19 protein-coding genes are annotated in these 18,850 nt (G+C 55.5%); 3 read left to right on the top strand and 16 right to left on the bottom strand.

What is annotated here, in order from left to right; translation table 11 throughout:
* Positions 1-108: 108 nt before the first annotated feature.
* The 6 genes from aphA to dnaB form a co-directional block, all read right to left on the bottom strand.
* On the bottom strand, positions 109-822 hold the full coding sequence (gene aphA / locus ACQG11_RS11130) for an acid phosphatase AphA (protein WP_323634519.1): 714 nt from the start codon (positions 820-822) through the stop codon (positions 109-111).
* 268 nt (positions 823-1,090) lie between these two features.
* A complete protein-coding gene (gene tyrB / locus ACQG11_RS11125) occupies positions 1,091-2,284 on the bottom strand; it encodes an aromatic amino acid transaminase (protein WP_023305262.1) in 1,194 nt (397 codons plus the stop codon).
* A gap of 71 nt (positions 2,285-2,355) precedes the next feature.
* Positions 2,356-3,369, bottom strand: a complete 1,014-nt coding sequence (locus ACQG11_RS11120; RefSeq protein WP_426728366.1) for an AAA family ATPase — start codon at positions 3,367-3,369, stop codon at positions 2,356-2,358.
* Positions 3,366-3,923 carry a nicotinamide riboside transporter PnuC gene (gene pnuC / locus ACQG11_RS11115; RefSeq protein WP_038415071.1) on the bottom strand — a complete coding sequence of 186 codons (558 nt, stop codon included), beginning with the start codon at positions 3,921-3,923 and terminating at the stop codon, positions 3,366-3,368. The genes ACQG11_RS11120 and pnuC overlap by 4 nt, the downstream gene beginning before the upstream one ends.
* Positions 3,924-3,944: 21 nt before the next feature.
* Complete coding sequence (alr, locus tag ACQG11_RS11110) at positions 3,945-5,024, bottom strand: alanine racemase (RefSeq protein WP_032627027.1); 1,080 nt, start codon at positions 5,022-5,024, stop codon at positions 3,945-3,947.
* Positions 5,025-5,040: 16 nt separating this feature from the next.
* Positions 5,041-6,453 carry a replicative DNA helicase gene (dnaB, locus tag ACQG11_RS11105; RefSeq protein ID WP_003860298.1) on the bottom strand — a complete coding sequence of 471 codons (1,413 nt, stop codon included), beginning with the start codon at positions 6,451-6,453 and terminating at the stop codon, positions 5,041-5,043.
* Between the two features lie 66 nt (positions 6,454-6,519).
* Here dnaB and ACQG11_RS11100 point away from each other — a divergent pair, with 66 nt between their 5' ends.
* Positions 6,520-7,503 carry a quinone oxidoreductase gene (locus ACQG11_RS11100; RefSeq protein WP_022646744.1) on the top strand — a complete coding sequence of 328 codons (984 nt, stop codon included), beginning with the start codon at positions 6,520-6,522 and terminating at the stop codon, positions 7,501-7,503.
* A gap of 184 nt (positions 7,504-7,687) precedes the next feature.
* Here the strand turns inward: ACQG11_RS11100 and pspG are convergent, their stop codons facing one another.
* The 4 genes from pspG to ACQG11_RS11080 all read right to left on the bottom strand — a co-directional run bounded on the left by pspG (position 7,688) and on the right by ACQG11_RS11080 (position 11,112).
* Positions 7,688-7,930, bottom strand: a complete 243-nt coding sequence (gene pspG, locus ACQG11_RS11095; RefSeq protein ID WP_426728365.1) for an envelope stress response protein PspG — start codon at positions 7,928-7,930, stop codon at positions 7,688-7,690.
* A gap of 136 nt (positions 7,931-8,066) precedes the next feature.
* The gene (dusA, locus tag ACQG11_RS11090) at positions 8,067-9,062 is read right to left on the bottom strand and encodes a tRNA dihydrouridine(20/20a) synthase DusA (protein ID WP_069596146.1); all 996 of its coding nucleotides are present in this window, start codon (positions 9,060-9,062) and stop codon (positions 8,067-8,069) included.
* An 82-nt stretch (positions 9,063-9,144) separates the two neighbouring features.
* Positions 9,145-10,431, bottom strand: a complete 1,287-nt coding sequence (traF, locus tag ACQG11_RS11085) for a conjugal transfer protein TraF (RefSeq protein ID WP_421767894.1) — start codon at positions 10,429-10,431, stop codon at positions 9,145-9,147.
* 192 nt (positions 10,432-10,623) lie between these two features.
* Positions 10,624-11,112 (bottom strand): cupin domain-containing protein, encoded by a 489-nt coding sequence (locus tag ACQG11_RS11080; RefSeq protein WP_003860307.1) that lies wholly within the window; start codon positions 11,110-11,112, stop codon positions 10,624-10,626.
* A gap of 117 nt (positions 11,113-11,229) precedes the next feature.
* Here ACQG11_RS11080 and zur point away from each other — a divergent pair, with 117 nt between their 5' ends.
* Positions 11,230-11,742 carry a zinc uptake transcriptional repressor Zur gene (zur, locus tag ACQG11_RS11075; protein WP_006810484.1) on the top strand — a complete coding sequence of 171 codons (513 nt, stop codon included), beginning with the start codon at positions 11,230-11,232 and terminating at the stop codon, positions 11,740-11,742.
* A gap of 47 nt (positions 11,743-11,789) precedes the next feature.
* Here the strand turns inward: zur and ACQG11_RS11070 are convergent, their stop codons facing one another.
* The 4 genes from ACQG11_RS11070 to ACQG11_RS11055 form a co-directional block, all read right to left on the bottom strand.
* Positions 11,790-11,999, bottom strand: coding sequence for a CsbD family protein (locus ACQG11_RS11070; protein ID WP_003860314.1), 210 nt, complete (start codon positions 11,997-11,999; stop codon positions 11,790-11,792).
* A gap of 119 nt (positions 12,000-12,118) precedes the next feature.
* Positions 12,119-13,456 carry an MATE family efflux transporter DinF gene (dinF, locus tag ACQG11_RS11065; protein WP_022646740.1) on the bottom strand — a complete coding sequence of 446 codons (1,338 nt, stop codon included), beginning with the start codon at positions 13,454-13,456 and terminating at the stop codon, positions 12,119-12,121.
* 63 nt (positions 13,457-13,519) lie between these two features.
* Positions 13,520-14,128 carry a transcriptional repressor LexA gene (lexA, locus tag ACQG11_RS11060; protein ID WP_003860318.1) on the bottom strand — a complete coding sequence of 203 codons (609 nt, stop codon included), beginning with the start codon at positions 14,126-14,128 and terminating at the stop codon, positions 13,520-13,522.
* Between the two features lie 108 nt (positions 14,129-14,236).
* Entirely contained in the window at positions 14,237-14,605 is a 369-nt protein-coding gene (locus ACQG11_RS11055; protein ID WP_006810487.1) for a diacylglycerol kinase, read from the bottom strand.
* A 154-nt stretch (positions 14,606-14,759) separates the two neighbouring features.
* On the opposite strand from ACQG11_RS11055, the gene plsB reads away from it, so the two are divergent.
* Complete coding sequence (gene plsB / locus ACQG11_RS11050) at positions 14,760-17,180, top strand: glycerol-3-phosphate 1-O-acyltransferase PlsB (RefSeq protein WP_023299088.1); 2,421 nt, start codon at positions 14,760-14,762, stop codon at positions 17,178-17,180.
* Between the two features lie 89 nt (positions 17,181-17,269).
* Here the strand turns inward: plsB and ubiA are convergent, their stop codons facing one another.
* Positions 17,270-18,139 (bottom strand): 4-hydroxybenzoate octaprenyltransferase, encoded by an 870-nt coding sequence (ubiA, locus tag ACQG11_RS11045; RefSeq protein ID WP_426728364.1) that lies wholly within the window; start codon positions 18,137-18,139, stop codon positions 17,270-17,272.
* 12 nt (positions 18,140-18,151) lie between these two features.
* Positions 18,152-18,649 (bottom strand): chorismate lyase, encoded by a 498-nt coding sequence (ubiC, locus tag ACQG11_RS11040; RefSeq protein WP_022646736.1) that lies wholly within the window; start codon positions 18,647-18,649, stop codon positions 18,152-18,154.
* Positions 18,650-18,850: the final 201 nt, after the last annotated feature.

The following is an 18,850-nucleotide window of genomic DNA, read 5'->3' as shown; positions in this document are numbered from 1 at the left end:
TGCTCCGTGTTGAAAGATGAATCTTTCTAAGTGTTCAGCAAGAAAGCGAAAGGTAAAACCCGCGCGGAGAGATTTGCTTAAAAAAGCATTCACCCCGCCGTTAATGCATCAGTATTCGGAGTTAACGATCACCTCTTCGCCAAATTTACCGGCCATTGGCAGCGGTCGGTAGGTGGAGTTCGAGGCGCGTAACACCCGGATGCCTCTTGCTCCCACGTCGTGCGCCGCGGTGATGTCGTTATCTGAATCACCGTAGAACACCTTGATATTTTTCTTTTCCAGCCATTGGGTTTTGGTGTTTTGCCCTTCCTGGTCCCCGGCAAAAATGACCGGATTCATGCTGGCCTCCGGGATCAGAAAATCATCCTGTAGCGTTTTCGAGACGGTTTCGGTTTTGGTCTGGCTACGTCCTGTCACGAAGTAAATGCTGTCGCCGCGCTTTACGTGCATGGCGATCAGCGCGCGGGCAACCTCTTTCGGGATACTGAACTCATCCCAGCCGTTGTTCATCTTTTCCCAGAATTCCGGGTTTTTCAGATAGGCTTCGCTGTCCGGGGAGTACGTTTTTTTGCCGCGCCAGAAACCGGGACTGGAGAAGAGAACGGTATCGTCAATATCGAAGCCCACGGCCATCGGCGGGCGACCCGTCAGGCTGTTTTCGATTTGTGCCACTGAAACCCAGTGAATGGGGGCCTGTTCGGCAAGAATGGCGGCGGTGGTTCCGGTGTAAAGCGGCGTGGGTGCAGAAGCCCGCGCAACAACGGTACTATTAAGCGAGAACAATAAGCAGGCGGCGCTGAGCGCCAGTGTGATCTTGCGCATGTTTTCCCCTGAATATTCAGTTTGTTATCTTTTTATTTTGAGCGGATGGTCAAAAACTATCCGACCATAACCCCAGCGGGAGGGGAAGAAAAGGAGTTTTTGCTTATGAAGCTGAATAAAAAGAAGACGATCACAAAGCGCAGAAGAAACGTGTAGACCCGGTAAGCGAAGCGCCGCCGGACAATGACTGGCACCGGCGCGAACAAAAAAAGCCGGGTGGCGGCTGCGCCTTACCCGGCCTACATATAGCATGCAAGTAAGTGAATACTTACATTACGGATGCAAACGCCTGCGCCACGCGCTGGACGTTGCCAGCATTCAGCCCCGCCACGCACATACGGCCGCTGGCGATCAGGTAGACGCCGAACTCTTCGCGCAGGCGATCGACCTGCGCCGCGCTCAGTCCGGTATAACTGAACATCCCGCGCTGCTTGAGAAGATAATCAAAGTTATGTCCAGGCACGGCTTCTTTCAGAACGTTAACCAGCTCCTGACGCATCGACAGGATGCGCTTACGCATGCCTTCCACTTCCGCAAGCCAGGTGGCTTTCAGCTGATCATCGCCCAGTACGGTCGCGACCACCTGCGCACCAAAGTTCGGCGGGCTGGAGTAAATACGGCGGACCGTCGCTTTCAGCTGACCGAGTACGCGTCCCGCGGCTTCGGCGTCTTCACACACCACGGACAGACCGCCGACGCGCTCGCCGTAGAGGGAGAAGATTTTTGAGAAAGAGTTGCTGACCAGCGCAGGCAGACCCGCGCTGGCAATCGCACGAATGGCGTAGGCGTCCTCCTCCATGCCCGCCCCAAAGCCCTGATAGGCGATGTCGAGGAACGGGATCAGGTTACGCGCCTTCAGTACCTCGATCACCGCATCCCACTGGGCATTGGTGAGGTCCGCACCGGTCGGGTTGTGGCAGCACGGATGCAGCAATACGATACTGCGCTCCGGCAGGGTGTTCAGTTTTTCCAGCAGCGCATCAACGCGTACGCCGTTGGTTTCGCTGTCGAACCATGGATAGGTCGCAACCTTAAAGCCCGCGCCTTCAAAGATGGCCACGTGGTTTTCCCACGTCGGGTCGCTGACCCACACGCCGGAATCCGGGAAGTACTTTTTCAGGAAATCTGCGCCTACCTTCAGCGCACCCGAGCCACCCAGCGTCTGGATAGTCGCCACGCGCTTTTGCGCGAGCACCGCGTGATCCGCACCAAACAGCAGCGGCGCAATGGTATTACGGTAGGTATTTAACCCTTCCATCGGCAGATAAAGCGAAGCCCCGTGCGGGGTTGCGTTAAGACGCGCTTCGGCTTCGGCAACGGCTTTCAGTTGAGGAATGATGCCGTCCTCGTTGTAATAAAGACCGATGCTGAGGTTCACTTTGTCGCTGCGAGGATCTTCTTTGAAACGCTCCATCAAGGAGAGGATAGGGTCGCCGGCGTAGGCGTCTACTTTCTGAAACACGCGATGTTCTCCGGATTGTTATGAGGCAGGATTTTCAACAATAAACCGGAAGCAGGAGAAGGTCGAGAAGGTTATGAAAACCGTTTCTGGATATGCCCACGAATTTGTTCGATACGTTCAGACGTCGACCCTGTGACGCGTAAATACGGGATGTTTCGGCGCGCCAGTTCAGCGATATACCTCGACTGCTGCCTGCGGCGAAACGCCGCGCCTTGCCTGGTACCGTCCTGTACGAAGGGAAATTCATCGCCGCACAGTACAACCAGCGAATAGTCCCGCCCGGCTAAGTCGTGCAGCGCCTGAGGCGCCGAGCCATACTGGTCGAGGGTATAAAACAGCGTGGTTAAGGGCGACGTATCACAAATCAGATAAGGCGCCGTGCTGGCTGCGTCCTCACGCCGCACCTGCTCGCGCGCAATATGCAGGAGATCGTCGCATTCCAGTACTCCGTTCTTTTCTTCCCAGTATTCGCGCCCGAACTCAGCGACATAGGGCGCGTTAAGCGCTGCTGCCAACGCCTGGGAAAGCGTGCTTTTGCCCGTCGACTCGCCGCCCAATAAGCAAATTCGAAAGACAAAACTCCGGTAAACCTCCGCCGAGAGCATCTCGCGGTAGCGATGAACATCAGAGCGAATAAGCGTGCCTGAGGGCGCATCAGGGCCCTCCGGGCGCTGAAGCCGCACGTGCGTGACCGGTTTGCCAAAACGCTGGCTTAATACGCGGGCAAAGCCATCGCCGTAATCCTCCGCAGTGAATACGGCGTCCGGTCGGCAGTGAAAGAAGCGTTCGCACAGGGTAGCCACGTAGTGTCGGTGGCGATCGGCATCTGCGTCGTTGGGCGGCGGCGGTTCAATATCATGGCCCGCCGCGATCTCTGGCGAAAACACCAGGTGACGACACCGCGGGAAACGCGTCTGTAGCCACTGAAGGCGCTTTTCGGGTTCGCACCCCGGCATTTCCGGTAGCGAATAGCTGATGATAAACACCGTCTCGCACCGGGCAAGCGCAGCGTTGATAAGCAATTCATGTCCTGCGTGTAAGGGCGCGAACTTGCCGACAATCAGACCCTCTGCGTAAGGTTTCATCGCGCGCGGATCTCCTTACGCCATTGATATAAACCGTGCCAGGCGTTAAACCAGAACACCAGATACAGAACCGCGGTCAAATGCAGGCCCCTCATCGCATACAGCGGCACGGCAAGGGTATTGACGGCAAGCCAGACGTACCAGTTCTCCAGGCGTCGGCCCATTAGCATGAACTGCGCCAGGATGCTGAAGGTTAAAATAATGGAGTCCAGCCAGGGCGCCCAGGCGTTGGTATACCGATGCAATAAAAGCCCGTACAGCGCCGCTACTGCCACGGCACAGGCCAGCAGAAGGAGAAAATGTCTGGGGCGGGTTCGCCGCACCGGCAATACCTCTCCGCGGTTTCCTTTCAGCCAGTGCACCCAACCCGTTATGCTCGTGATAATGAAAAAGAGCTGTAGGGTAACATCGGCATAGAGCTGCACTGAATAGAAGACCCAGGCGTATAGCCCGCTGCCGAGAATACCGATCCACCACGTGTTGATATTGTTTCTGGCCGCCAGCCAGACAGAGAGCGCATAGGCCAGACAAGCAGCCATTTCAGATGGTGACATATCCCTTCCCGGATACTGTGATTAGTCGACGTATTTCATCGCTACCCTTGAGGTAAGGCGCGTAATAAGTTCGTAAGCACTCACTTTTGTTATTTCAGCAATACGCTCTACCGGCAGGCCTTCGCCCCACATCACCGCATCGTCCCCCGCTTTATCCTGCGCGTCGGGTCCAAGATCGACACAAATCATGTCCATCGCCACACGGCCGACAATCTTCACTTCGCGACCATTGACCAGTACCGGCGTGCCCGTTGGCGCGGCGCGCGGATAGCCGTCGCCGTAGCCCATCGCTACCACGCCAAGCCGCGTGTCGCGCTCACTCGTCCAGGTGCCGCCATAACCTACCGGCTCGCCTGCTTTGTGCTCACGCACGGCAATCAGCTTTGAAACCAGCGACATCACCGGCTTAAAGCCGAAGTCCGGTCCCCAGGGTTTGTTCTCAAGCGGGGAAACGCCATACAGGATAATCCCCGGACGCGCCCAGTCGAAGTGCGACTGCGGCCACAGCAGAAGGCCGCCGGACGCCGCAATGGAGCGCATCCCCGGTTTGCCTTCGCAGAAGGTGGTGAAGATATCAAGCTGCTGTTCCGTTGCGCCGCATTCAGGCTCATCGGCGCGGGCAAAGTGGCTGACGATATTCACCGGCTGACGCACGTTCTTGCACTGGCACAGCCGCTGATAAAACGCTTCGGCATTCTCCGGGCGCACGCCCAGGCGGTGCATGCCCGTGTCGAGCTTCATCCACACGGTGACCGGCTCGCTCAGTTCGGCCGTTTCCAGCGCGGCCAGCTGTTCTTCGTTATGCACCGCCGTGTGCAGGTGCTGATCGGCAATGGTCGGCAGGTCCGAGGCTTCAAAAAAGCCTTCGAGGAGCAGAATCGGTTGCGTAATTCCACCTGCGCGCAGGCGGAGAGCTTCTTCGAGACGGGCGACGCCAAAAGCGTCGGCATCGGGGAGCGTTCGCGCGGTCTCAAGAAGACCGTGTCCGTAAGCGTTCGCTTTCACGACTGCAACGAGCTTACTGGCGGGCGCCAGTTCTCGCAGACGTTGCAGGTTGTGTCGCAGAGCGCGGCGGTTAATCACAACAGTTGCCGCTTGCATTTGAATTCCTTAGAAATTACTCATCATCATATTGAGGACCGGCATAGTTGTCGAAACGCGACCACTGGCCGTTAAAGGTCAGACGTACCGTACCGATGGGGCCGTTACGTTGCTTACCAATAATAATTTCGGCGATCCCTTTCAGATCGCTGTTCTCGTGATAAACCTCATCACGGTAGATGAACATGATTAAGTCGGCATCCTGCTCGATGGAGCCGGATTCACGCAGGTCGGAGTTGACCGGGCGCTTGTCTGCACGTTGTTCCAGAGAACGGTTTAGCTGCGACAGCGCCACCACCGGCACGTGCAGCTCTTTGGCTAACGCTTTGAGTGAGCGGGAAATTTCGGCAATCTCCAGCGTACGGTTGTCGGAAAGCGACGGAACACGCATCAGCTGGAGGTAGTCAATCATGATAAGGCCGATGCCACCGTGTTCACGGGCGATACGGCGCGCGCGGGAGCGCACTTCCGTCGGCGTCAGGCCGGAGGAGTCATCAATATAGATGTTCCGTTTTTCCAGCAAAATCCCCATGGTGCCGGAGATCCGCGCCCAGTCCTCATCGTCGAGCTGACCGGTACGGATGCGGGTCTGATCCACACGCGACAGGGATGCCAGAGAACGCATCATGATCTGTTCTGAGGGCATCTCAAGACTGAAGATAAGAACCGGTTTATCCTGCAACATCGCCGCGTTTTCGACGAGGTTCATCGCAAATGTCGTTTTACCCATCGACGGACGCGCCGCGACGATAATCAAATCCGATGGCTGAAGACCTGCCGTTTTCTTGTTGAGATCGTCATAACCGGTGTTCACCCCCGTCACGCCATCGTGCGGCTGCTGGAAAAGCTGCTCAATACGCGCAACGGTGGCGTCGAGCACATCGGCGATGTTTTTCGGGCCTTCGTCTTTGTTCGCACGGCTTTCGGCGATTTTAAAGACGCGGGACTCGGCAAGATCAAGTAGATCTTCGCTGGTGCGCCCCTGGGGATCGAAACCGGCCTCGGCGATTTCATTCGCCACCGAGATCATCTCGCGGACAACGGCACGTTCACGGACGATATCAGCATAAGCACTGATGTTCGCGGCACTTGGCGTGTTTTTTGACAGTTCTGCCAGATAGGCAAACCCGCCGACGCTGTCGAGCTGTCCCAGACGCTCCAGCGATTCTGCGAGCGTAATCAGGTCGATCGGGCTGCCCGACTCCTGCAAACGCGCCATTTCAGTAAAGATATGGCGGTGCGGGCGGGTATAGAAGTCTTCCGCAACAACGCGCTCGGCGACGTCGTCCCAGCGTTCGTTATCCAGCATTAAACCGCCCAACACCGACTGTTCCGCTTCAATCGAGTGCGGCGGGACTTTTAACCCGGCGACCTGATAATCACGTTCACGGGGTTCAGTCTGTTTGTTGAAGGGTTTGTTTCCTGCCATAGTGAATGGAGTTACCGAGATAAAGAGTGGGTCGAAAGATTACCATAATTTTCTAACGGAGGGAGCATGGCAACACGCATTGAGTTCCAGAAACATGGCGGGCCAGACGTACTGCAAGCCGTGGAGTTTACCCCCACGGCACCTGGCGAGAACGAAATCCAGGTTGAAAACAAAGCAATCGGCATTAACTACATCGACACCTATATTCGCGGCGGTCTCTATCCGCCTCCGTCGATGCCGAGCGGACTGGGCACCGAGGCGGCCGGTATCGTCAGCAAAGTGGGCAGCGCGGTTAAGCACATTAAGGAAGGCGATCGCGTGGTGTACGCGCAGTCGGCGCTGGGCGCTTACAGCTCCATCCATAACGTTCCGGCCGAGAAAGCGGCGCTTCTGCCAAATGCGATCGGCTTCGAGCAGGCTGCCGCCTCATTCCTGAAAGGGCTGACGGTCTATTATCTGCTGCGCAAAACCTATGAAATTAAGCCTGACGAGCAATTCCTGTTTCACGCAGCCGCAGGTGGCGTAGGGCTGATTGCCTGCCAGTGGGCGAAAGCCCTGGGGGCGAAGCTGATCGGCACCACAGGCAGCGCGCAAAAAGCGCAGCGCGCGCTGGACGCGGGCGCATGGCAGGTGATCAACTACCGGGAAGAGAGCATCGTTGAGCGGCTGAAAGAGATCACTGGCGGCAAAAAGGTACGCGTGGTGTATGACTCGGTGGGGAAAGACACCTGGGAATCTTCGCTGGACTGCCTGCAACGTCGCGGGCTAATGGTGAGCTTCGGTAACGCCTCCGGGGCTGTCACCGGCGTGAACCTGGGCATTCTGAATCAGAAAGGGTCACTGTATGTCACCCGCCCTTCCCTGCAAGGTTACATCACCAACCGGGAAGAACTTGAGGAAGCCAGCAACGAGCTGTTCTCGCTGATCGCCAGCGGGGTGATCAAAGTGGATGTGGCAGAAGCGCAGAAATATCCGCTGACCGATGCGCAACGTGCGCATGAGGTGCTGGAGAGCCGGGCAACCCAGGGCTCAAGTCTGTTAATTCCCTGAGCCATAAAAAGAAATTGGGCTTCCCATGGGAAGCCCTTTCTTTTTTTAGTTCGGCTGTATGTAGGGTACAGCTCGATGAATTCTTTAGCGGCAGCCATAGTGACAGATTCGATAAGTAAATCCTATTCTGTTATAAAGATTGCTGCCGGAAAAGTTGCAGGTATGTGACGTACCCCTCAATACCTTAGTAACGGAAGCGGTTATTACGCTGATAAGTGGGCAGTTTTGGCGATTTAATCGCCAGTATGGCCCATACCACCGCAATCGCCAGAAGTAACCACGGCAAGAGTTTAATCGTCAGGGCAAATAAACCGCCGACAAACATCACCACCGTGGCCACAACGAGCGCGGCCAGAATACCGAGCAGCGACACGCCCGTGACCATCAGCATGATAAAGAAGCCAATCACAAAAAGTAGTTCCAGCATGGTGCTCTCCCACGAGTTCCCGAATGATGCTGCGATCATTACAAGAATCATGCCAAAAATAAGTTGTTGTTCTGAAAGCAAAACGCCCCGCAATGTGTTGCAGGGCGTGGCGTATTTGACCATCTTTTAGCGAAATTTAACGTTTATCCGCAACCAGACGCAGCGCGTGTTCCAGTACCTCAATATCCGCACCGGCTTTATGCGCGTTCTCGCTGAGATAACGACGCCACTGGCGCGCACCAGGAATGCCCTGGAACAGGCCAAGCATATGGCGGGTAATGTGGCCCAGATACGTACCATGACTCAGCTCGCGCTCAATGTACGGATACATGGCGCGCACTACGGCCACGGGATCGGTGTCAGCACCCTCAACGCCAAAGATTTCCCGGTCAACCGTCGCCAGAATGCCCGGATTCTGATACGCCTCGCGTCCGACCATCACGCCATCCATATGTTCGAGGTGCGCTTTGGCCTCGTCCAGCGACTTAATACCGCCATTGATCGACATGGTCAGGTGTGGGAAGTCGCGTTTCAGCTGGTACACGCGCGGGTAGTCCAGCGGCGGGATCTCGCGGTTTTCTTTCGGGCTGAGGCCTGAGAGCCAGGCTTTACGGGCGTGGATGATAAACATCTCGCATTCACCCTTCCCTGATACCGTGTTGATGAAATCACACAGAAACTCATAGCTGTCCTGGTCGTCTATGCCGATACGGGTTTTGACCGTGACCGGGATAGAGACGACGTCGCGCATCGCTTTGATGCAGTCCGCCACCAGGTGCGCATTTCCCATCAGACACGCGCCGAACATGCCGTTTTGCACACGGTCGGACGGACAACCGACGTTGAGGTTAATCTCGTCATAGCCGCGTTCTTCGGCCAGCTTCGCGCACTGCGCCAGCGCAGCCGGATCGCTGCCACCGAGTTGCAGCGCAACCGGATGCTCCTCTTCGCTGTACGCCAGATAGTCGCCTTTGCCGTGAATAATTGCGCCGGTAGTGACCATTTCGGTGTATAGCAGCGTATGGCGGGAGAGCTGACGCAGGAAATAGCGGCAATGTCTGTCCGTCCAGTCGAGCATTGGCGCAATGGAGAAACGGTGTGCAGAGAAAGCGGTCTGAAATTCTGACGACATGGCGAACTTTTAAGCATCTGGTGGAAAAGGGGCGCTACTATAGCACAAAGAAAAGCCGGAGGCGCAGCGCCTCCGGTGTACTTTAGAACGTCATGCTCAACTGCGCCCCTGCGCCCCAGGTCTCGTCTTCGCCATAAAGCCCCATCAGGTCAACATGGACGGAGTTGAACGGCGCAAAACCGACACCGCCGGTAAAGACGTTGCTGTCGTTCCCCTTCATATCCGCACGATAACCGGCGCGCACAGCCAGCCAGCTCAGCGGCGTGACTTCAGCACCAATGCCGGCGTATTGGGAGGTATCTTCGCTTTTAAAGCCCTTGGTTTCGGTCAGATCGCCATCCGCGGTCAGCGTGACCAGATCGTTGTGCCAGGCGGCCCCGGCAGTGACCAGCGGACGGATCTGATAGGTGTCTTTATAACTCACCACCTCTCCTGTGCGCCCGTTGCGAATGCGGATATCTTTGGTATCGATATCGCGCGACATCAGGTTTTGCCCGCTCACGCCGACCGTCCAGTTTTCACCGAAATCAGCAGCAATACCGGCATCGACGTTGAAGCCAGTGTCGTCGGTACGGTAGCGGCTGTCGTTCCACTTATTACTGTCGTAATCGTAGATTGAGGTGGTGTAGTTATAGAGCCAGGTTTTTTGCAGCTTCGGCGTGACGCCAACGGAAACCGGAACGCCGCCAAGATCGAACTGACGGGCCACCGCAATACCGTAGTCGGATACAATCGCCGCCCGACCAGACGCCGTAGAGTTAAGGTTTTTGGTGATCTGATCGGTACCGTTTAGCGCGGCATCCAGCGCCACACCGGCAGCCACCGCATCGCTTCGTTGTATACCGCGCAGATAATCAATGTCCTGCTGATCGATTGAAGAGCTGACGCGGCCATGTGCATAGCCTTTTGCCATAAAGGCCACGGAAAGAATATCGTTAGGGATACTGACGGCAATCCCCGCCCCTGCGGTGGCGTGTGCGGTCTTGCCTTTCAGGTAGTCCAGTTCATCAGCGAGATCTTTCGCTGCGCCCTGGAACTGATTGATCGAACCTAATGGATTGGTGATAACTTCAATGGGGGTCAGACTATCAACCACATCCTTGTAATGATTGATTTTGTCGTTAATGGTATCAATCTCGTCCTGAAGATTGTCTTCATCGGTCACCTGCACGCCAACGGACGGCAAAATGACCGTCACATCATCATCTGGCTTAGATTTTGCCAGTAACGCGGGGTTGATTAACGCCCCGCTGCCATAGCTCCCTGCCGCGACACCCGTTCCGCCCATTGCGTCGCTACGCGCTTCCGTCCAGGTATTGGCTGCTCCCGCCTGATTTGCCATAAAAAAGGAGACAGCGATGCTAACCATCGAAAATTTAAAATGTTTTTTCACAGTGTGCTCGTAAATAGTTTGTTATTAGTTAACCCTGTCTGTTATCACCCAAACAGGAACGAACTATTGCTGTGAATAAGTGCAAAAAGACCCGCTATTTCCTTAAGTTAAATTCCATCCCGGCCTGTTGTAATATGTGACGACCATCAATATTTATAGAAGAGGAAATTATTTTCGCCCAGGTTTTCCATCGTGCGGCCCAAAAAACTGAGGCGGATGGTCGACCCAGCGGTCTTCGCGCGTCGCGGCATACACCGGATTGAGGGGATAGTAGATGCGGTTATGTTTTTTATTAGCCTCACCCACCACCAGTAAGCGCACCTCTTCATCGGTGTTGTTGATAAAGGTATGGCACACGCCCGTGCCGGCAGGAAATCCCACGCTGTCTCCGGGTTCAAGCTTCCACAGATAACCATTGATCCAGGCCTCAGGGTAACCCTCCAGAACGTAAACAAACTCCTCTTCGTCGCTTTCCGCATGCGGATAAGAAGTACGGCGTCCGGGCGGCAGCCGTTCATGGTGAATACCAATGCGGCCGAGACCCAGCTTGCGGGCCAGCGGCGCGCCAATAGAAAACCGTTCATTGCTGTCCGGATACGTTGCGTCATCGGCGCCTTCCACGTCCCGCCAGTGCCGAATACAGTCAGGTCTTTTCATCATGCGATCTCCCGATTTGCGATGCGTCAGGTATAGCACAGCCCGGCGGATCTCGGTGTTTTTAACAGAACATGATAAAGTGAGGGTTTTCACCCCTTACCACATCCGAGGTGCCCGATGGACAAGTCCACAAAAGAGCTGTTAGCGCAAGCTGAAAAGCTCTGTGCGCAACGCAATGTGCGCCTGACCCCGCAGCGCCTTGAGGTACTGCGTCTGATGAGCCTGCAACAGGGTGCCATCAGCGCTTACGATCTGCTCGACCTGCTGCGTGAAAGCGAGCCGCAGGCAAAACCGCCGACCGTCTATCGGGCGCTGGATTTTCTGCTGGAGCAAGGGTTTGTGCATAAAGTGGAATCAACAAACAGCTATGTGCTGTGCCATCTTTTTGACCAGCCTACTCACACGTCCGCCATGTTTATCTGCGATCGCTGTGGCGTGGTGAAGGAAGAGTGTGCGGAAGGTGTGGAAGATATTATGCATACGCTGGCAGCCAGAATGGGCTTTGCGCTGCGCCATAACGTGATCGAAGCCCACGGCTTATGTTCTGCCTGCGTGGAGGTGGAGTCATGCCGTCATCAGGATGCCTGTCAGCACGATCACTCTATCCTGGTGAAGAAAAAGCCGCGTTAAGGCCAAAGAAAAAGGCGGCTCAGAGCCGCCCTTGGGGATAGTGCCGGTTACCAGCGGTAGTCGTTACGGGTTTCCCAGTCTTTGACTTCATTTTCCGCCTGATCTTTTTCGTAACCGTAGCGCTCCTGGATTTTACCTACCAGCTGATCGCGCTTACCTTCAATAACGGTCATATCGTCATCTGTCAGCTTACCCCACTGTTCTTTCGCTTTACCTTTGAATTGCTTCCAGTTGCCGCCGATTTCGTCTTTATTCATAATCGTGTCCTCGTGTTAAGCGTCTATGAGTATCGTCCGCTTCGTTCTTTTCTGCTGGACGTGATTATTATTGTAGTTAAGGATTCGGCATTTATTTTTATATTCGGAATCTTTAACCGTTACGATATATCGTGCGGGGCTGGAAACCAGGTATTGTTTCGCCAGTGACGACGCCAGATAACGGCCAGCGAAAGGCCACGCAGTGAGAGAAACACCGCCAGCGCGAGCCACAGACCATGATTGCCGAGATACGGCAAGGTCAGCAGCGTCAGGCCGAACCCCGCCGCAGCGACGGCCATACTGTTGCGCATCTCCGCCCCTCGCGTCGCACCAATAAACATGCCGTCCAGCAAATAGCACCACACGCCCACCACCGGTAATACTACCTGCCAGAGGATGTAGCGATCGGCCAGCTCACGTAGCGCGGGCAACGAGGTGAGAAGCGCGACAATATGCCCACCAAAACAGGCGTAAACCAGAGCAAAGACCAGCGCCACCAGACCCGCCTGACGACAGGCTGCACGCCAGACTTCGCGTAACTGGCCGCTTTCACGCGCGCCATAAGCCTGCCCTGAATGCGCCTCGACGGCGTAAGCAAAACCATCCAGCGCGTAAGCGGTAAAGGTCAGTAACGTCATGAGCACTGCGTTGACGGCGACGATCTCAGGCCCAAGACGCGCACCAAAAACGGTTAATGCGCCGAAGCAGAGTTGCAGCAGGAGCGAACGGAGCATGATGTCGCGATTAAGCGCCAGCAGCTTACGCATATTGCCGCGCCAGGCCGATTTCAGCAGATCCAGGGTGATACCGCGCATCGCCAGCACGCGCCAGACCATCCCCAAACCGATCAGCAACGTCCCGTACTCGGCAATTGCCGTAGCCAGCGCCGCGCCCCGGACGTTCATGTGCAGCCCCATTACCAGCCAGAGATCGAGGACAATATTGAGAAGGTTACCCACCACCAGCAGGATCACCGGCGCGCGGGCATACTGCACGCCCAGCAGCCAGCCCAGAAGGACCAGGTTTGCCAGTGAAGCGGGCGCGCTGAGCCAGCGAATTTCGAGGAACCGCCGGGCTTGTTCCAGTACGGCATCGCTGCCGCCTACAATATGGAGCGCAAGATCAATCAGCGGCGTACGCAACAGAACGATTAACGCGCCAGCACCGAACGCCAGAATGAGCGGCTGAACCAGCGCACGCGCCAGACGCAGGGGATCTTTTGCACCATACGCCTGGGCCGTAAGGCCTGTCGTACTCATGCGCAGAAAAAGTAGCAGCATAAAGAGGAAGCTGGTCGCCGTTGCGCCGATCGCGACGCCGCCGAGATAAATCGGCGAATCCAGATGCCCGATTACCGCCGTATCAACCAGCCCCAGCAGAGGAACGGTAATATTGGAAAAAATCATCGGTAGCGCAAGACGCCACAACGCCTTATCGGCAGAAGTTAGCAATGCCATGGAAATTACCGGAATCAGAAAACAGGCCAGGCTGTAGAGGAACTACAGCCTGTCAGGAAGAGATTACAGCCATTCACCGTTGCGGATAACGCCGACCGCCAGCCCTTCAATAGAGAAGCTCTGCTCGCGGAGATCCACCACAATCGGGGAGAATTCATTGTTTTCAGGCAGAAGCTGCACGGTATTGCCTTGTTTTTTCAGGCGCTTAACCGTCACTTCATCATCAATGCGCGCCACGACCACTTGTCCGTTACGCACGTCCTGGGTTTTGTGTACCGCCAGCAGATCGCCATCAAGAATACCGATATCTTTCATGGACATTCCGCTAACGCGCAGCAGGAAATCGGCGCTCGGCTTGAACATGCCTGGGTCAACCTGATAGTGCCCTTCGATGTGCTGTTGCGCCAGCAGAGGTTCACCTGCGGCTACGCGGCCCACCAGCGGAATACCGCTCTCTTCTTCCACCAGCAGACGGATGCCGCGTGAGGCGCCGGAAACAATCTCAATCACGCCCTTACGCGCAAGCGCCTTAAGGTGCTCTTCGGCAGCATTAGGAGAACGGAAGCCCAGACGCTGCGCAATTTCTGCACGCGTGGGTGGCATACCCGTCTGGCCGATATGATCCCGAATGAGATCAAACACCTCTTGCTGCCTGGTCGTTAACGCTTTCATACCGCCCCCTGGGTGTATATACAGTTATGCTGTGAGTATATACAGTCAAAGGCGATTTTGGAACCAAAAACTGCACAAAAAACCAGGGACTTAATTATTCCTCGAGGCTCATCGGAAATGCGACCAAAGTAGCGTGACCCAGGTGATCGCCGCCGTGATAATCGACAGCAGTACGGCAGCGGAACCCATGTCTTTCGCCCGGCCAGACAGTTCATGGAATTCCGACCCGATTCGGTCAACAACGGCCTCAATAGCGCTATTCAGAATTTCCACTATCATCACCAGAAGGACAGATCCGATGAGCAGTACGCGGGTGATAGCATCAACATCAAGGAAGCAGGCGATGACAACGGCAACGATTGCGGCAACCGCTTCCTGGCGGAAAGCGGCTTCATTAACCCATGCGGCGCGGAAACCTTTCCATGAATAACCGGCAGCTTTAATGATTCGAGTTAACCCAGTGGTATTATTGGCCATTAAAAGAACCTTTTATGATAAATAGCGTCAGTAACTAAAGCCGCAGCGCGTTTTGCTGCGACCAGAAGTATGACGGGTAACAACAGAAATTTTGCGCGCTTTCTGTTATCCTTGCGCCGCAATTGCATTATTAACCAGAGGCTTTACATCGTTTATGTCCGGCTGGCCACGAATTTACTACAAATTACTTAATTTACCATTAAGCGTACTGGTAAAAAGTAAGTCTATCCCAGCAGAACCTGCGCTGGAATTAGGGCTCGATACGTCGCGCCCTATTATGTACGTTTTGCCTTATAACTCGAAGGCAGACCTGCTAACGCTTCGCGCTCAATGTCTGGCGCACGATTTACCTGACCCGCTTGAACCGCTGGAAGTCGACGGTACGCTGTTGCCGCGCTACGTGTTCATCCATGGCGGACCGCGCGTGTTCACCTATTACACGCCGAAAGAAGAGTCCATTAAGCTGTTCCATGATTACCTCGATCTGCACCGCAGCAACCCCGATCTGGACGTGCAGATGGTGCCGGTGTCGGTGATGTTTGGCCGTCGTCCGGGGCGTGAAAAAGGGGAAGAGAACCCGCCGCTGCGTATGCTCAACGGCATTCAGAAATTCTTCGCCGTCTCATGGCTGGGACGCGACAGCTTTGTTCGCTTCTCGCCTTCCGTTTCACTGCGCCGCATGGCGGATGAACACGGTACTGACAAAATCATTGCGCAAAAGCTGGCGCGCGTTGCGCGTATGCACTTTGCACGTCAGCGTCTGGCGGCCGTTGGGCCACGTCTCCCGGCGCGTCAGGATCTGTTTAACAAGCTGCTGGCTTCCAAAGCGATTGCCCGTGCCGTAGAAGACGAAGCGCGCAGCAAGAAGATTTCGCACGAGAAAGCGCAGCAGAACGCAATCGCGCTGATGGAAGAGATCGCCGCGAACTTCTCCTACGAGATGATTCGTCTCTCTGACCGTATTCTCGGTTTCACATGGAACCGCCTCTATCAGGGGATTAACGTCCACAACGCCGAGCGCGTGCGTCAGTTAGCGCATGACGGCCACGAGATTGTCTATGTGCCCTGCCACCGCAGCCACATGGACTACCTGCTGCTCTCTTACGTGCTCTATCACCAGGGCCTGGTGCCGCCGCATATTGCTGCCGGTATCAACCTGAACTTCTGGCCAGCAGGTCCGATTTTCCGCCGTCTGGGTGCGTTCTTCATTCGTCGTACCTTCAAGGGTAACAAGCTCTACTCCACCGTTTTCAGGGAGTATCTGGGCGAGCTGTTCAGCCGCGGTTATTCCGTGGAGTACTTTGTTGAAGGCGGTCGCTCCCGTACCGGTCGTCTGCTCGATCCGAAGACCGGCACGCTGTCGATGACCATTCAGGCCATGCTGCGTGGCGGTACGCGTCCTATCACTCTGGTGCCTATTTACATCGGTTATGAACACGTGATGGAAGTGGGCACCTACGCGAAAGAGCTGCGCGGTGCGACCAAAGAGAAAGAGAGTCTGCCGCAGATGCTGCGTGGTCTGAGTAAATTGCGCAACCTCGGTCAGGGCTACGTGAACTTTGGCGAGCCCCTGCCCCTGATGACATATCTGAACCATCATGTTCCGGAGTGGCGCGAGTCTATTGATCCTATCGAAGCGGTACGTCCGGCCTGGCTGACGCCAACGGTCAACGGCATTGCATCCGAGCTGATGGTACGCATCAACAATGCTGGTGCGGCAAACGCCATGAACCTGTGTTGTACCGCGCTTCTGGCCTCTCGCCAGCGTTCACTGACCCGTGAACAGCTGACCGAGCAGATTGATTGCTATCTGGATATCATGCGCAACGTGCCGTATTCCGTGGATTCGACCGTGCCGTCTGCCACCGCCAGCGAACTGATCGATCACGCGTTGCAGATGAACAAGTTCGAAGTCGAGAAAGATACGATTGGTGACATCATCATTCTGCCGCGCGAGCAGGCCGTGCTGATGACCTACTACCGTAATAACATCACGCACATGCTGATGCTGCCGTCACTGATGGCAGCCATTATTACCCAGCACCGCCGTATTTCGCGTCAGGAGCTGCTGCGCCATATTCAGGCCATCTATCCGATGCTGAAAGCGGAGCTGTTCCTGCGCTGGAGTAAGGATGAGCTGGCGGCAGAGCTCGATAAAATGTCCGCAGAGATGCGTCGTCAGGGGCTGATTACCATCAGTGATGACGAACTGCATATCAATCCGTCACGTTCCCGAACCTTGCAGCTCCTGGCTTCCGGTGCGCGTGAGACGTTGCAGCGCTACGCCATTACCTTCTGGTTATTGAGTGCTAACCCGTCAATCAACCGCGGTACGCTGGAAAAAGAGAGTCGGACGCTGGCCCAGCGCCTGTCCGTTCTGCATGGCATTAACGCCCCGGAATTCTTCGACAAAGCGGTATTCAGCTCCCTGGTGCTGACGCTGCGCGACGAAGGTTACATTAGCGATACGGGCGATGCTGAGCCGGAAGAGACGATGAAGGTTTACCAGATGCTGGCAGAGCTGATTACCGCGGATGTGCGTTTAACGATTGAGAGTTCGACGCAGGGCGAGTGATGTTAAAGCCGGGTGGCGCTAACGCTTACCCGGCCTACATATTCTGCTAAATCGTAGGCCGGGTAAGGCGAAGCCGCCACCCGGTTTTTTTATGACCAGTAACTCATCGCCAGCCCCATAAACAGCACCAGCCCGACGTAGTTATTATTCAGAAACGCTTTAAAGCAGGCTTCACGCTCGCGCTTCACGATCAGCTTCTGCTGATACGCAAACAGCAGACCCGCCACCAGCACGGACCAGTAAAACTTCCAGTTCAGCCCGTTCAGGCCACCAATCGCCACCATCAGCGCCAGCACCGCCACCTGCAATATGCCGATGATCAGTTTGTCGTGACGGCCAAACAAGATCGCCGTCGATTTGATGCCAATCTTGAGATCGTCATCGCGATCGACCATCGCGTATTGGGTATCGTACGCAACGGCCCAGAGAATATTCGCCAGGAACATCAGCCAGCAGCTGAGCGGAACGGACTCGCTGACCGCGGCAAACGCCATGGGAATCGACCAGCCAAATGCCGCACCCAATACCACCTGCGGCAGATGGGTGTATCGCTTCATAAATGGGTAGACCCAGGCCAGCGCCAGAGCAGCGACGGACAGCAGAATGGTCATGGTGTTAAGGGTTAACACCAGCATGAAAGAGAGAAGCACCAGCACCACAAACAGGATGCGCGCCTCTTTCCCGGTCACCTGACCGCTCGGCAAAGGACGATTCGCGGTGCGCTTAACATGTCCATCAAATTTCCGGTCAGCATAGTCGTTGACCACACAGCCCGCAGCGCGCATCAGCCAGACACCCGCCACAAACACCGCCAGGATCCACAGCGGCGGTACGCCCGGCGTGGCAACCCACAGCGCCCATAAGGTCGGCCACAGCAGCAGCAGCGCGCCAATGGGTTTATCAGTACGCATCAGGCGGTGATAGGCCAGCAGCTTATTCTGCGTCAGACTCCACTCCATTTTTTCTCCCTCTTAGTACAACGGCGATGCAGGCAAAAAGAGTTCCGTCAGTATTAACGGCTTGCCACTCAAACGAAGGCGGGAACGGCGCCCCCACAAATCGGCATCGCAACCAATTTCAATAAAATCACGGGTCAGTTCAGACGAGGTGAACAGATAGCGCCCCAGCGGCGTTTTGCCGAGGCGTTGCAGTGCAAGCTCCGGCCCGGAAAGTGTAGACTCAGGAACCACCGTTCGCCCGGCAAGCCACGGCTCGCCATCCGCACAGAGTAAAATTTCACGCAGCCAGTAGCGTTCTTCCTGCGGCAGCAGCGGCAGCTCGCTGGCAATCTCCGCAGGCGAGACAAACCCTTCCTGAATCATCGTCACCGTGACCGTTTTACCCTGTTGCTCAAAACGTTTTGTCATGGAATCTTCCAGCAGCAGCCAGTCCAGCTGTTCCGGGTCAAGCGCAGGGATGTGGTCGAAATAGCGTAGCGCACGCAGCTGCGTTAGCGCGGGGTGTGACATGCCAGACTCTCCGATACATAACGTAAAAGCATTGTATCGCAGATTGGCAAAATGAGGACGGACAAACAGAATTTAACGATCACTATCGCAACAGGGGCGCAACAAGGCGGGAGAAATGTTCGTGGCAGCAACAGCAGAAATTGATTTTGGTTAAGTATCGCGCGGATAAATTGTGAGCTAATGCAGCTCTTGGGAAGGAAT

The sequence above is a fragment of the Enterobacter cloacae complex sp. 372C4 genome (assembly GCF_050030615.1).
GTDB lineage: Bacteria > Pseudomonadota > Gammaproteobacteria > Enterobacterales > Enterobacteriaceae > Enterobacter > Enterobacter intestinihominis.
The sequence above is the reverse complement of the archived record's forward strand: the minus strand, read 5'-3'. Positions and strand labels throughout refer to the sequence as shown.

Excerpts from the sequence above, each read along its gene's own strand:
- aphA (WP_323634519.1), bottom strand. The coding sequence starts at position 822 with ATGCGCAAGATCACACTGGCGCTCAGCGCCGCCTGCTTATTGTTCTCG.
- ACQG11_RS11120 (WP_426728366.1), bottom strand. The coding sequence starts at position 3,369 with ATGAAACCTTACGCAGAGGGTCTGATTGTCGGCAAGTTCGCGCCCTTA.
- pnuC (WP_038415071.1), bottom strand. The coding sequence starts at position 3,923 with ATGTCACCATCTGAAATGGCTGCTTGTCTGGCCTATGCGCTCTCTGTC.
- alr (WP_032627027.1), bottom strand. The coding sequence starts at position 5,024 with ATGCAAGCGGCAACTGTTGTGATTAACCGCCGCGCTCTGCGACACAAC.
- dnaB (WP_003860298.1), bottom strand. The coding sequence starts at position 6,453 with ATGGCAGGAAACAAACCCTTCAACAAACAGACTGAACCCCGTGAACGT.
- ACQG11_RS11100 (WP_022646744.1), top strand. The coding sequence starts at position 6,520 with ATGGCAACACGCATTGAGTTCCAGAAACATGGCGGGCCAGACGTACTG.
- pspG (WP_426728365.1), bottom strand. The coding sequence starts at position 7,930 with ATGCTGGAACTACTTTTTGTGATTGGCTTCTTTATCATGCTGATGGTC.
- dusA (WP_069596146.1), bottom strand. The coding sequence starts at position 9,062 with ATGTCGTCAGAATTTCAGACCGCTTTCTCTGCACACCGTTTCTCCATT.
- traF (WP_421767894.1), bottom strand. The coding sequence starts at position 10,431 with ATGGTTAGCATCGCTGTCTCCTTTTTTATGGCAAATCAGGCGGGAGCA.
- ACQG11_RS11080 (WP_003860307.1), bottom strand. The coding sequence starts at position 11,112 with ATGAAAAGACCTGACTGTATTCGGCACTGGCGGGACGTGGAAGGCGCC.
- zur (WP_006810484.1), top strand. The coding sequence starts at position 11,230 with ATGGACAAGTCCACAAAAGAGCTGTTAGCGCAAGCTGAAAAGCTCTGT.
- ACQG11_RS11070 (WP_003860314.1), bottom strand. The coding sequence starts at position 11,999 with ATGAATAAAGACGAAATCGGCGGCAACTGGAAGCAATTCAAAGGTAAA.
- dinF (WP_022646740.1), bottom strand. The coding sequence starts at position 13,456 with ATGGCATTGCTAACTTCTGCCGATAAGGCGTTGTGGCGTCTTGCGCTA.
- lexA (WP_003860318.1), bottom strand. The coding sequence starts at position 14,128 with ATGAAAGCGTTAACGACCAGGCAGCAAGAGGTGTTTGATCTCATTCGG.
- ACQG11_RS11055 (WP_006810487.1), bottom strand. The coding sequence starts at position 14,605 with ATGGCCAATAATACCACTGGGTTAACTCGAATCATTAAAGCTGCCGGT.
- plsB (WP_023299088.1), top strand. The coding sequence starts at position 14,760 with ATGTCCGGCTGGCCACGAATTTACTACAAATTACTTAATTTACCATTA.
- ubiA (WP_426728364.1), bottom strand. The coding sequence starts at position 18,139 with ATGGAGTGGAGTCTGACGCAGAATAAGCTGCTGGCCTATCACCGCCTG.
- ubiC (WP_022646736.1), bottom strand. The coding sequence starts at position 18,649 with ATGTCACACCCCGCGCTAACGCAGCTGCGTGCGCTACGCTATTTCGAC.